At 72.2% G+C, this 12,179-nt stretch carries 14 protein-coding genes; 2 read left to right on the top strand and 12 right to left on the bottom strand.

Annotated features, from left to right (window positions below):
* Positions 1-35: 35 nt before the first annotated feature.
* From der to aroH, 5 genes are all read right to left on the bottom strand, one after another.
* Positions 36-1,529 (bottom strand): ribosome biogenesis GTPase Der, encoded by a 1,494-nt coding sequence (gene der, locus ACWD3E_RS20835; protein ID WP_451389026.1) that lies wholly within the window; start codon positions 1,527-1,529, stop codon positions 36-38.
* A 75-nt stretch (positions 1,530-1,604) separates the two neighbouring features.
* Positions 1,605-2,192 carry a lysophospholipid acyltransferase family protein gene (locus tag ACWD3E_RS20830; RefSeq protein WP_451389363.1) on the bottom strand — a complete coding sequence of 196 codons (588 nt, stop codon included), beginning with the start codon at positions 2,190-2,192 and terminating at the stop codon, positions 1,605-1,607.
* A 53-nt stretch (positions 2,193-2,245) separates the two neighbouring features.
* Positions 2,246-2,941 (bottom strand): (d)CMP kinase, encoded by a 696-nt coding sequence (gene cmk, locus ACWD3E_RS20825; RefSeq protein ID WP_451389025.1) that lies wholly within the window; start codon positions 2,939-2,941, stop codon positions 2,246-2,248.
* A gap of 97 nt (positions 2,942-3,038) precedes the next feature.
* Complete coding sequence (locus ACWD3E_RS20820; protein WP_451389024.1) at positions 3,039-4,124, bottom strand: prephenate dehydrogenase; 1,086 nt, start codon at positions 4,122-4,124, stop codon at positions 3,039-3,041.
* The gene (gene aroH / locus ACWD3E_RS20815) at positions 4,121-4,483 is read right to left on the bottom strand and encodes a chorismate mutase (RefSeq protein ID WP_451389023.1); all 363 of its coding nucleotides are present in this window, start codon (positions 4,481-4,483) and stop codon (positions 4,121-4,123) included. Before aroH ends, ACWD3E_RS20820 begins: the two co-directional genes overlap by 4 nt.
* 186 nt (positions 4,484-4,669) lie before the next feature.
* Here aroH and ACWD3E_RS20810 point away from each other — a divergent pair, with 186 nt between their 5' ends.
* Both ACWD3E_RS20810 and ACWD3E_RS20805 read left to right on the top strand, forming a co-directional pair.
* Positions 4,670-5,074 carry a Rieske (2Fe-2S) protein gene (locus tag ACWD3E_RS20810; protein WP_451389022.1) on the top strand — a complete coding sequence of 135 codons (405 nt, stop codon included), beginning with the start codon at positions 4,670-4,672 and terminating at the stop codon, positions 5,072-5,074.
* Positions 5,075-5,096: 22 nt separating this feature from the next.
* A complete protein-coding gene (locus tag ACWD3E_RS20805; protein ID WP_451389021.1) occupies positions 5,097-5,792 on the top strand; it encodes a nucleotidyltransferase domain-containing protein in 696 nt (231 codons plus the stop codon).
* Here ACWD3E_RS20805 and ACWD3E_RS20800 read toward each other — a convergent pair whose 3' ends face one another.
* The 7 genes from ACWD3E_RS20800 to ACWD3E_RS20770 form a co-directional block, all read right to left on the bottom strand.
* Complete coding sequence (locus ACWD3E_RS20800) at positions 5,793-6,815, bottom strand: ADP-ribosylglycohydrolase family protein (RefSeq protein WP_451389020.1); 1,023 nt, start codon at positions 6,813-6,815, stop codon at positions 5,793-5,795.
* Positions 6,812-7,531, bottom strand: coding sequence for an NUDIX domain-containing protein (locus ACWD3E_RS20795; RefSeq protein ID WP_451389362.1), 720 nt, complete (start codon positions 7,529-7,531; stop codon positions 6,812-6,814). Before ACWD3E_RS20795 ends, ACWD3E_RS20800 begins: the two co-directional genes overlap by 4 nt.
* Positions 7,532-7,593: 62 nt before the next feature.
* Positions 7,594-8,661, bottom strand: coding sequence for a pseudouridine synthase (locus tag ACWD3E_RS20790; RefSeq protein WP_451389019.1), 1,068 nt, complete (start codon positions 8,659-8,661; stop codon positions 7,594-7,596).
* 12 nt (positions 8,662-8,673) lie between these two features.
* Entirely contained in the window at positions 8,674-9,324 is a 651-nt protein-coding gene (gene scpB, locus ACWD3E_RS20785; RefSeq protein ID WP_451389018.1) for an SMC-Scp complex subunit ScpB, read from the bottom strand.
* The gene (locus ACWD3E_RS20780) at positions 9,321-10,430 is read right to left on the bottom strand and encodes a segregation and condensation protein A (RefSeq protein WP_451389017.1); all 1,110 of its coding nucleotides are present in this window, start codon (positions 10,428-10,430) and stop codon (positions 9,321-9,323) included. The genes scpB and ACWD3E_RS20780 overlap by 4 nt, the downstream gene beginning before the upstream one ends.
* An 18-nt stretch (positions 10,431-10,448) precedes the next feature.
* Positions 10,449-11,015 carry a hypothetical protein gene (locus ACWD3E_RS20775; protein WP_451389016.1) on the bottom strand — a complete coding sequence of 189 codons (567 nt, stop codon included), beginning with the start codon at positions 11,013-11,015 and terminating at the stop codon, positions 10,449-10,451.
* Entirely contained in the window at positions 11,000-12,133 is a 1,134-nt protein-coding gene (locus ACWD3E_RS20770; RefSeq protein ID WP_451389015.1) for a ParA family protein, read from the bottom strand. The genes ACWD3E_RS20775 and ACWD3E_RS20770 overlap by 16 nt, the downstream gene beginning before the upstream one ends.
* Positions 12,134-12,179: the final 46 nt, after the last annotated feature.

Here is a 12,179-nt window from a genome sequence, read left to right as displayed (position 1 = left end):
GATCTGCAAGGGCCGCCCTTCGCGTCGTACAGCGGTTACTTCTTCTTCGTGCCGCGCTTCTCGCGCACCCGCACCGAGATGTGGAGCGGGGTGCCGTCGAAGCCGAACTCCTCGCGCAGGCGGCGCTCGATGAAGCGCCGGTAGCCCGCCTCGATGAAGCCGGAGGCGAACAGGACGAACCGCGGGGGCTTCGTGCCGGCCTGGGTACCGAAGAGGATGCGCGGCTGCTTGCCGCCCCGGACCGGGTGCGGGTGGGCCGAGACCAGCTCGCCGAGGAAGGCGTTCAGGCGGCCCGTGGGGACGCGGGTCTCCCAGCCGGCGAGGGCGGTCTCGATCGCGGGGACCAGCTTCTCCATGTGGCGGCCGGTACGCGCCGAGACGTTCACGCGCGGGGCCCAGGCGACCTGGCCCAGCTCGGTCTCGATCTCCCGCTCCAGGTAGTAGCGGCGCTCCTCGTCGAGGGTGTCCCACTTGTTGTAGGCGATGACCATCGCGCGGCCGGCCTCGACGGCCATGGTGATGATCCGCTGGTCCTGCACGGAGATGTTCTCGGAGGCGTCGATCAGGATGACCGCGACCTCGGCCTTCTCCACGGCCGCGGCCGTGCGCAGGGAGGCGTAGTAGTCGGCGCCCTGCTGGAGGTGGACGCGCTTGCGGATACCGGCGGTGTCGACGAACTTCCACGTCACGCCGCCCAGTTCGATCAGCTCGTCGACCGGGTCGCGGGTGGTGCCCGCCAGTTCGTTGACGACGACGCGCTCCTCGCCGGCGACCTTGTTCAGCAGCGAGGACTTGCCGACGTTGGGGCGGCCGATGAGGGCGATGCGGCGCGGGCCGCCGACGGCGGTGCCGAAGGCCTGCTCGGGGGCCTCGGGCAGCGCCTCCAGGACGGCGTCGAGCATGTCACCGGTGCCGCGGCCGTGCAGGGCGGAGACCGGGTGGGGCTCGCCGAGGCCCAGGTTCCACAGGTAGGCCGCGTCGGCCTCGCCGCTCGGGCCGTCGACCTTGTTGGCGCACAGCACGACCGGCTTGCCGGCCTTGCGCAGCAGCCGGACGACCGCCTCGTCGGTGTCGGTCGCGCCGACCTTGGCGTCGACCACGAAGACGACCGCGTCGGCCGCCTCGATCGCGTACTCGGCCTGGGCGGCCACGGAGGCGTCGATGCCGAGGACGTCCTGCTCCCAGCCGCCGGTGTCGACGACCTTGAAGCGGCGGCCGGCCCACTCGGCCTCGTAGGTCACGCGGTCGCGGGTGACGCCCGGCTTGTCCTCGACGACCGCCTCGCGGCGGCCGATGATCCGGTTCACCAGGGTCGACTTGCCGACATTGGGGCGGCCGACGACGGCGAGCACGGGCAGCGGACCGTGGCCCGCCGCCTCGATGGCGCCCTCGACGTCCTCGATGTCGAAGCCCTCTTCGGCGGCGAGCTCCATGAACTCCGCGTACTCGGCGTCGCCGAGAGCCCCGTGGTCGTACTCGTGCGCGCCCTCGTACGCGTCCGAGCCGTCGGGCTGGATCTGGTCGTTCATGAAGTCCGTACCTCGTTCGTTCGTGGTGATCGGTGGGCCGCGCCCCGGTGGGCCGGACCACTACTCAAGTGTCGCTTAGCGCCCGGTCAGGCGCCTGGCGTTTTCCAGGTGCGCGGTGAGCTGCTTCTGGATGTGCTCGGTCGCCGCGTCCAGCGCCGCGCGCGTGCGCCGTCCGCTGTCGTCGCCGGCGAAGAACGGCTCGCCGAAGACGACGTCCACGCGGGAGCGCAGCGGCGGCAGTCCCTTGACCAACCGTCCGCGCCGCTCGGCGCTGCCCAGTACGGCCACGGGCACGATCGGCGCCTCGCCGCGGACGGCGAAGTAGGCGAGCCCGCTGCGCAGCGTGGCGAAGTCGCCCTCGCCCCGGGTGCCCTCCGGGAAGATGCCCAGCACGCCCCCGGCCTCCAGCACGCCGAGAGCCTGGCTGATGGCCGCGCGGTCGGCGGCCCTGCGGTCCACCTTCAGCTGGCCGATGCCGGTCAGGAAGGAGCCGAGCGGTCCGACGAACGCCTCCTTCTTGATCAGGAAGTGCGTCGGCCGGGGCGACACGCCCATGACCATCGGGCCGTCGATGTTGTGCGAGTGGTTCACCGCGAGGATCACCGGGCCGGTCGCGGGCATCCGCCAGGCACCGATCACCCGTGGCTTCCACAGCCCGTGCATCAGGCCGACGCCGATGCGCCTGCCGACCTCGGCCCCCCGCTCGGACGGAAGTGTCACTTCCCGGCTCGCTTCTCCTGGACCAGGGTGACGACGCACTCGATGACCTGGGGCAGGGTGAGCTCGGTGGTGTCCACCTCGACCGCGTCGTCGGCCTTGGCCAGCGGCGAGGTCTTGCGGCTGGAGTCGGCCGCGTCCCGCTTGATCAGCGCCTCACGGGTGGTGTGCAGGTCCACGCCCTTCAGCTCGCCGCTGCGGCGGGCCGCGCGGGCCTCCGGGGACGCGGTGAGGAAGATCTTCAGGTCGGCGTCCGGGAGCACGGTCGTACCGATGTCCCGGCCCTCGACCACGATGCCCAGCTCCGCACCGGCGGCCAGCGAGCGCTGCAGCTCGGTGATCCGGGAGCGCACCTCGGGCACCGCGCTGACCGCGCTGACCTTGGAGGTGACCTCCTGGGTGCGGATCGGTCCGGCCACGTCGACGCCGTCGACCGTGATGGTCGGGGCGGCCGGGTCGGTGCCCGAGACGATCTCCGGCTTGCCGGCGACGGCCGCGATCGCGGTCGGGTCCTCCAGGTCGATGCCGTTGTTCACCATCCACCAGGTGATCGCCCGGTACTGGGCGCCGGTGTCCAGGTAGCTCAGGCCGAGCTGCGCGGCCACGGCCTTCGACGTGCTCGACTTGCCCGTGCCGGACGGGCCGTCGATCGCGACGATCACGGGCTTGGCGGTCGGGGCGGCGCCGTTTTCCACGGGAGGGCACCTTCCTGGTGAAGGGTGGTGGATGGGGTGCGGGGCGTAAGGGCGCCCCGCACAAGGTTACCGGCCCTCGGACGACGCTCTCACCGGGTTACTGGCGCAGCGCCCAGCCCCGCTCGCGCAGCGCGTCCATCAGCACCGGTGCCGCCTTCGGCTCGACCATGAGCTGCACCAGACCGGCCTGCTGGCCCGTGGCGTGCTCGATCCTGACGTCCTCGATGTTGACCCCGGCCCGCCCGGCGTCCGCGAAGATCCGGGCCAGCTGGCCGGGCTGGTCGTCGATGAGCACGACGACGGTCTCGTAGACGCGCGGGGCGCTGCCGTGCTTGCCGGGCACCCGCACCTGGCCGGCGTTGCCGCGGCGCAGGACGTCCTCGATGCCGGCGCTGCCCTCCGCGCGCTTGGCCTCGTCGGAGGACTGCAGGGAGCGCAGGGCCTGCACGGTCTCGTCCAGGTCGGAGGCGACGCCGGAGAGCAGGTCGGCGACCGGTCCCGGGTTCGCGGACAGGATGTCGATCCACATCCGCGGGTCGGAGGCGGCGATCCGGGTCACGTCCCGGATGCCCTGCCCGCACAGCCGTACGGCCGCCTCCTCGGCGTGCTCCAGGCGCGCGGCGACCATGCTGGACACCAGGTGGGGCATGTGCGAGACGAGGGCGACCGCGCGGTCGTGGGCGTCGGCGTCCATGACGACCGGCACGGCCCGGCAGTGCGAGACCAGCTCCAGGGCGAGGTTCAGGACCTCGGTGTCGGTGTCCCGGGTCGGGGTGAGCACCCAGGGGCGGCCTTCGAACAGGTCGCCGGTGGCGGCCAGCGGGCCGGACTTCTCGCGGCCCGACATCGGGTGGGTGCCCAGGTAGCGGCTCAGGTCCAGGCCGAGGGCCTCCAGCTCGCGGCGCGGGCCGCCCTTGACGCTGGCCACGTCGATGTAGCCGCGGGCCAGGTCCCGGCGCATGGCGTCGGCGAGCACGCCGGCCACGTGCGCGGGCGGGGCGGCGACGATCGCCAGGTCGACCGGGCCCTGCGGGGGCGCGTCGGTGCCGGCGCCCAGGGCGGCGGCCGTACGGGCCTGCTCGGGGTCGTGGTCGGCGAGGTGGACGGTGACGCCCCGCTGGGTGAGGGCGAGCGCGGCGGAGGTGCCGATGAGGCCGGTGCCGATGACGAGTGCGGTTCTCACTGGGCGATGTCCTTGCGCAGGTCGGCTGCGGCGCCGAGGTAGACGTGGACGATGTCGGCGCGGGGCCGGTCGGACTCGATGTGCGCGAGGACCCGGACGACCCGGGGCATGGCGCCCTCGATGTCCAGTTCCTGGGCGCAGATCAGCGGTACGTCGACGATGCCGAGCCCCCGCGCGGCGGCGGCCGGGAAGTCGCTGTGCAGGTCGGGCGTGGCCGTGAACCAGATGCTGATCAGGTCGTCGACGGTCAGTCCGTTCCGCTCCAGGACGGCGGTGAGGAGGGACCCGACCTGCTCCGCCATGTGTCCGGCCTCGTCCCGGTCGAGCTGGACGGCCCCCCGGACCGCTCGTACCCCCACGGCCGTGCTCCTCTCCGACATACATAGCGGTTCTTGGTGCGCTGGTGCGTCCAGCCTAGTCAGCCCGCGGCGGGCCGGGCGCGCGGCGCCCGCCCGTCGCGGGCACTCGATGCCAGAATGCCGGGGATTGTGCGTTTTCCCGATATGTGCGGATTGAGATGGACTGACGCTGTAGGGAGTGATGACATGACCCAGGGCGCGACACGGCGCACGATCCTGGCGACGGGCGCGGTGGCGCTCGGTGCCGGGGCGGCGGGGTGCGGCAGCAAGAAGAGCGACGCGAGCGAGCCGAGCACGCCGAGCGAGTCGGAGCTGGCGAGGACGAGCGACATCCCGGTGGGCGGCGGCAAGGTATTCAAGGAACAGAAGATCGTCGTCACCCAGCCGACGCAGGGCGACTTCAAGGCCTTCACGGCGATCTGCACGCACCAGGGCTGCACGGTGAACAAGGTGGCGGACGGCACGATCGACTGCCCCTGCCACGGCAGCAAGTACCACATCACCGACGGCTCGGTGGCGCACGGACCGGCGCCCCGGGCGCTGGCCCCCGAGCCGATCAAGGTGGAGGGAAATTCGATCCGCCTGGCGTGAGCTGTCCGCGTACGCTCCGGGAATGCAGCCCGAAGACCTCGTACGCGAACACACGATCTACGCCTGCGTCATGGGTTCGCGAGCCTTCGGCCTGGCCACGGACACCAGTGACACCGACCGGCGGGGCGTGTTCCTCGCCCCCACCCCCCTGTTCTGGCGGTTCGAGAAGCCGCCGACACATGTGGACGGGCCGGGCGAGGAACGGTTCTCCTGGGAGCTGGAGCGGTTCTGCGAGCTGGCGCTGCGCGGCAACCCGAACATCCTGGAGTGCCTGCACTCCCCGCTGGTCGAGCACGTGGACGACACCGGCCGCGAACTGCTTTCCCTGCGCGGCGCGTTTCTCTCCCGCCGCGTCTACGACAGCTTCACCGGCTATGCCCTCGGCCAGCGCCGCAAGCTCGACGCCGACGTCCGTACGACCGGCGCCCCGCGCTGGAAGCACGCCATGCACCTGCTGCGCCTGCTGATGAGCGCCCGCGAGCTGCTGCGCACCGGCGAGCTGCGGATCGACGTCGGCGAGCAGCGCGAACCGCTGCTCGCGGTGAAGCGGGGCGAGGTGCCCTGGGCGGAGGTCGAGGCGCGCATGGCCCGGCTGGCGGCGCAGACGGAGGACGCCCTGCGGCACACCCCGCTGCCGCCGGAACCGGACCACGCGCGCGTGGCCGACTTCGTCTACCGGGTACGCCGCACGTCGGCCCTGCGGTCCGTCGGGGCCTAGTCAGGCGTCCCAGAGGGCTCCCAGGGTCACCAGGTCTCCCCTGTACTCGATCCGGTCGGCCCACTCGGTGGGCCAGGCGTCCGCGCCCAGCCACGCGCCCGCGAAGGCTCCGGCGAGGCAGGCGATGGAGTCCGAGTCGCCGGACGAGCAGGCGGCGCGGCGCAGGGCGGTGACCGGTTCGTCCGGGAAGAGCAGGAAGCACAGCAGCCCGGTGGCGAGGGCCTCCTCGGCGATCCACCCCTCGCCGGTGGCGAGGCACGGGTCGGTCTCCGGGGAGTGGGTGCGTACGGCCTCCTGGAGGCGGGTCAGGATCTCCAGGCACTCGTCCCAGCCGCGCGCGATGAAGTGCTCGGGGCTCGGGTCCTGGGAGCGGGTCCACAGGTCGCCGAGCCAGGTGTGGTGGTAGCGGGTGCGGCTGTCGAGGGCGTACGAGCGCAGCCGGCCGACGAGCCCGGCCGGGTCGGCGCCCTGGGCGAGCAGGTGGACGGCGTGGGCGGTGAGGTCCGAGGCGGCCAGCGCGGTGGGGTGTCCGTGGGTGAGCGCGGACTGCAACTGGGCGGCGCCGGCGCGCTGTTCGTCGCTGAGGCCGGGGGCGAGGCCGAGGGGGGCCACGCGCATGTTGGCGCCGCAGCCCTTGGAGCCGATCTGGCTGGCGTCCTGCCAGGCCCGGCCCTCCTCCTTCAGCAGGGCGCACGCGGTCAGGCAGGTGTTGCCCGGGGCCCGGTTGTTCTCCGGCGACTGGTACCAGTCCACGAACTCCTCGCGCAGCGGGCGCTCCAGCCGCTTCGGGGCGAGCACACCCCGGTCCATGGCGGTCCGCAGGGCGCGGCCGAGGGCGAGGGTCATCTGGGTGTCGTCGGAGACGCGGGCGCGCTGCGACAGCTCCATCTCCCGCCAGGGCCCGAACATCGAGAGGATCAACGCCTCGGTCTTGAACTCGGTCGGGTAGCCGAGGGCGTCCCCGAGGGCGAGGCCGATCAGGGATCCGGTGGCGGCACGCTTGTGCGCCGGGCTCTTGGTCATGCGGGGCGTCCTTCCCGGGGCGGTCGGAGCAGGGGCGGGTGCAGCGCGGTGGCGGGGCCGGCGCGGTAGAGGGCGGCCGGCTTGCCCCGGCCGCCGGTCAGCCGGGCGGCGCCGGGGACGGGTTCGACGAAGCCGGGGGTGGCGAGCACCTTGCGGCGGAAGTTGGGCCGGTCCAGGGCCGTGCCCCACACCGTCTCGTAGACCTGTTGCAGCTCGCCGAGGGTGAACTCGGGCGGGCAGAAGGCGGTGGCCACGCAGCTGTTCTCCAGCTGGGCGCCGACGCGCTCGTGGGCGTCGGCCAGGATCCGGTCGTGGTCGAAGGCGAGCGGACCGGCGGTGTCGTACGGCAGCCAGCGGGCCTGGGCCGCGTCACCGCCGCCGTGCGGCTCGGGAGGGTCGGGCAGCAGCGCGGTGAAGGCGACCGACACGACCCGCATCCGGGGGTCGCGGCCGGGCTCGCTGTAGGTGCGCAGCTGCTCCAGGTGCAGTCCGGAGGCGTCGGCGAGGCCCGTCTCCTCGGCCAGTTCGCGCCGGGCCGCCGTCTCGGCCGACTCGTCGGGCAGCAGAAAGCCGCCGGGCAGCGCCCAGCGGCCCGCGTACGGCTCCTGCCCGCGCTCGACCAGCAGCACGTGCAGGGTGCCCGCGCGGAGGGTGAGGACGGCGAGGTCGACGGTGACGGCGAAGGGTTCGTACGCGTACTTGTCGTAGCCGTCCACGACTTCCACCCCCTTTAATAGTCGCACTGACTATAAAAGGGGGTGGAGGCGGGTGACAAGGTTTAGAGGTCGACTTCCTTCATCAGCATGCCGACCTCCGTGTTCGACAGGCGGCGCAGCCAGCCCGACTTCTGGTCGCCCAGGGTGATCGGGCCGAAGGAGGTGCGCACCAGCTTCTCGACCGGGAAGCCCGCCTCGGCGAGCATGCGGCGGACGATGTGCTTGCGGCCCTCGTGCAGGGTCACCTCGACCAGGTAGTTCTTGCCGGTCTGCTCGACCACCCGGAAGTGGTCCGCGCGCGCGTAGCCGTCCTCCAGCTGGATGCCGTCCTTCAGGCGCTTGCCCAGATCGCGCGGGATCGGGCCGACGATGGCCGCGAGATAGGTCTTCTTGACGCCGTACTTGGGGTGCGTGAGGCGGTGCGCCAGCTCGCCGTGGTTGGTGAGCAGGATGACGCCCTCGGTCTCGGTGTCCAGCCGGCCGACGTGGAAGAGCCGCGTCTCGCGGTTGGTGACGTAGTCGCCGAGGCACTGCCGGCCCTCGGGGTCCTCCATGGTGGACACCACGCCCGCCGGCTTGTTCAGCGAGAAGAACTGGTACGACTGCGTCGCGACCGTCAGGCCGTCGACCTTGACCTCGTCCTTCTCCGGGTCGACCCGGCGGCCCTGCTCCAGGACGATCTCGCCGTTGATCTCGACCCGTGCCTGCTCGATCAGCTCCTCGCAGGCACGCCGGGAGCCGTAGCCCGCGCGCGCGAGGACCTTCTGCAGCCGCTCGCCCTCCTGCTCGGCGCCCGGGAAGGTCTTCGGGGGCTTGATGTCCTTCTTGCCCGCGTACCGCTCGCGGTTGCGCTCCTCGGCCCGGGCCTCGTACTCACGGGAGCGCCCGGGCGCCGTACGGCCGCCACCGCTCTGCTGGGACTGCTTCGGGCCGCCCTTGGCGCCGCCGCGGGCCGCGCCGCCGCGCCCGGACTTGGGGCCGTCCTTCGTGGCGCCGGGGCCGACGTCGTAGCGGCGCTCCTCGGGGCGGGGCTTGCGGGGACGGTCCTGCCCCTGGCGCTCGTCCCGGTTGTTGCCGGCGCCGCGGTAGTTTCCGCGCCCGCCACTCTTTCCGCTGCCGCTGCTTCGCATCAAAGTTCCGTCTTAGTCGTCCGCATCCTGACCGCCGGGCGCGTCGGGCGCGTCCGGGTCGAACGACGGGACCCCTTCCTGGGTCTCGGCCTCGATCGCCTCAGCCTCCGGGAGGAAGGGCGCCAGCTCCGGAAGCTCGTCCAGGCCGCGCAGGCCCATCCGCTCCAGGAAGTAGTTCGTCGTCCTGTACAGGATCGCACCTGTTTCGGGTTCCGTGCCCGCCTCCTCGACCAGACCGCGTTGGAGGAGGGTGCGCATGACCCCGTCGCAGTTGACTCCGCGTACGGCGGAGACGCGGCTGCGGCTGATCGGCTGGCGGTAGGCGACCACCGCGAGGGTCTCCAGCGCGGCCTGGGTGAGGCGGGCCGTCTGGCCGTCCAGGACGAGCCGCTCGACGGCGGGCGCGTACTCGGGGCGGGTGTAGAAGCGCCAGCCGCCCGCGACGAACCGCAGCTCGAAGCCGCGGCCCTGCACGGTGTACTCGTCGGCCAGCTCGCGCAGCGCGTCGGCGATCTGCCGCCGGGGGCGCTCCAGGATCTTCGCCAGGTGCTCCTCGGTCGCGGGCTCGTCCACGACCATGAGGACCGCCTCCAGGGCGGGCTTGAGGTCGAGTCCGGCGACGCCGCGCAGCCCTGCCGGGAGTTCCGCGGTGTCCTCGCTCATGCCTTCTTCTCCTTCTCGGACTCCTGGGACTCCTTGAACTCCATGGACTCCGTGGACTCCGTGGGCTCCCTGGGTTCCTCCGGCGGCCGGTCGAACTCGTCGGTGACCCTCGGCGCCGTGTCCCCGTCCCCGCCGGTCCAGCGGACGGTCAGCTCCCCGAGCGCGGCCTCCTGGTCCAGGGCGACCGCCTTCTCGCGGTACAGCTCCAGCAGCGCGAGGAACCGGGCGACGACGGTGAGCGTGTCGTCGGTGTCCTCGATGAGCACGCGGAAGCTGGCCTCGCCCAGCTCCTTCAGCCGCGCCACCACGATCCCGGCCTGCTCCTGCACGCTGACCAGCGGAGCGTGGATGTGGTCGACGTACACGGTCGGCTTGGCCTTGGGCTGCATCGCCTTGACGGCGAGCCTGGCGAACCCCTCGGGGCCGATGCTGATGACGACCTCGGGCAGCAGCTCGGCGTGGTGGGGTTCGAGGCCGACGGTACGGGGGTAACGGCGGGCCTCGTCGTCGAGGCGCTGGTTGAAGATGTCGGCGATCTGCTTGTACGCGCGGTACTGGAGCAGCCGCGCGAACAGCAGGTCCCGGGCCTCCAGCAGCGCCAGGTCGGCCTCGTCCTCGACCTCGGCGGCGGGCAGCAGCCGGGCGGCCTTGAGGTCGAGCAGCGTGGCGGCCACGACCAGGAACTCGGTCGTCTGGTCCAGGTCCCAGTCCGGGCCCATGGCCCGGATGTGCGCCATGAACTCGTCGGTGACCTTGGAGAGGGCGACCTCGGTGACGTCCAGCTTGTGCTTGGAGATCAGCTGCAGGAGCAGGTCGAAGGGGCCCTCGAAGTTGGCGAGCCGGACCTTGAAGACTCCGTCGGGAGCAGGCTCTGGCTCCGTGGTCTCGGGTTCGGCGGGCTCGGGTTCGGCGAGGACTGGCTCGGGTTCAGCGAGGACTGGCTCGGGTTCGGGCAACGCTGGTTCAGGAACCTCGACCTCGACCGCGACCTCAACCGCGACCGGCACAACCGGCTCGGCCACCGGAACCCCCGGCCCGCGCCCCAGCGCACGTCGACGCCCCGGAGCCGGGCCGGAAGCGGGGGCGGGAAGGTCGGACGAGGTCATAGCCCCCGCAGGCTACCCCTACCGCCCCCGCAGGCGGCGTACGAGGATGCTCGCGTCCCCGCGGGACTCCAGGTCGGCCAGGACCACGGCCACCGCCTCGCGCACGATGCGCCCGCGGTCCACCGCCAGCCCGTGTTCGCCGCGGAGCACCAGGCGGGCGTGCTCCAGGTCCATCAGCTCCTCGGCCGACACGTACACGGTGATCTTCTCGTCGTGCCGCTCACGCCCGCTGGGGCGCCTGTTGGCCGCCCGCCCGCGCTTGCGGGGCTGTGCGGCAGCGGGGGCGGCAGAAGAACCTTCCTGCGCCGTCTGCCGCCGCGCCGGGCGGGTGCGGGCCTCCCCGGCCTCCGCCGGTTCCGGCTCGGCCGCCGCCACGTGCTCCGCGCCGTCGCCGTCGCCGCCCTGCGCGGGCACCGACTGAGGCGCGTCCTCCGCCGCGGCCGGCGTCGGGTCGCTCTCCCCCGCGGGAGCCGGCACCCGGGCCTCGCCGTTGGCCGCGCGGCGGGGCGTGGACGGCTGGAGTGCCATCCCCCCCGTCGTACGGAACAGTTCGTCGGCCCCGGGCAGACTCACTCGGCGTGACACCGGGCGAGCACCTCCCTGGCGAGCTGGCGGTAGGCGGCGGCACCGACGGAGTTGGAGGCGTACGTGGTGATCGGCTCACCGGCGACCGTGGTCTCCGGGAAGCGGACCGTGCGGCCGATGACCGTGTGGTAGACGTGGTCGTCGAACGCCTCGACCACACGGGCCAGCACCTCGCGGCTGTGGACCGTGCGCGAGTCGTACATCGTGGCGAGGATGCCGTCCAGTTCCAGCTCGGGGTTGAGCCGCTCCTGGACCTTCTCGATGGTCTCCGTCAGCAGGGCCACACCGCGCAGGGCGAAGAACTCGCACTCCAGCGGCACGATCACCTTGTGCGCGGCCGTCAGCGCGTTGACGGTGAGCAGGCCGAGCGAGGGCTGACAGTCGATCACGATGTAGTCGTAGTCCGCCATCAGCGGCTTCAGGGCGCGCTGCAGCGTCGACTCGCGGGCGACCTCGGAGACCAGCTGGACCTCGGCGGCCGACAGGTCGATGTTGGACGGCAGCAGGTCCATGTTGGGGACGGCCGTCTTCAGCAGGACCTCGTCCGCCGACATGCCCCGCTCCATGAGCAGGTTGTAGACGGTCAGGTCGAGTTCCATCGGGTTGACACCGAGACCCACCGACAGCGCGCCCTGCGGGTCGAAGTCGACGAGCAGCACGCGCCGGCCGTACTCCGCGAGCGCGGCACCCAGGTTGATGGTCGACGTCGTCTTGCCGACGCCGCCCTTCTGGTTGCACATCGCAATGATCTTCGCGGGGCCGTGGTCGGTCAGCGGGCCCGGGATCGGGAAGTACGGCAGCGGGCGTCCGGTCGGGCCGACGCGCTCACGGCGCTGGCGGGCCGCGTCGGGCGCGAGCGTGGCCGCGTACTCCGGATCCGGCTCGTACTCGGCGTCGGGGTCGTAGAAGTGCCCCTGGGGCAGTTCGTCGTAGTCGGCGAATTGGTTGTGGGGCGCGCCACTTCCGTCGCCGGCCATGGCGTTCACGTGATGGCCATCCATGCTCTGGTGTGCTGTCCGGGCGGTCTGCGGAACCGGACTCTGGTGGGCTGCGAAGGTGCGCACAGCTACGGAGCCGACAGCCTCGAATCCCGTGGGGCCCTGGCCCCGTACCGGCATTCCTGGTTGACCACCCCCGGGAGAAAATGTCGACTCATTCACAAGT

The sequence above is a fragment of the Streptomyces sp. NPDC002676 genome (genome assembly GCF_053592455.1).
This window is presented reverse-complemented; position numbering and strand designations above follow the sequence as displayed.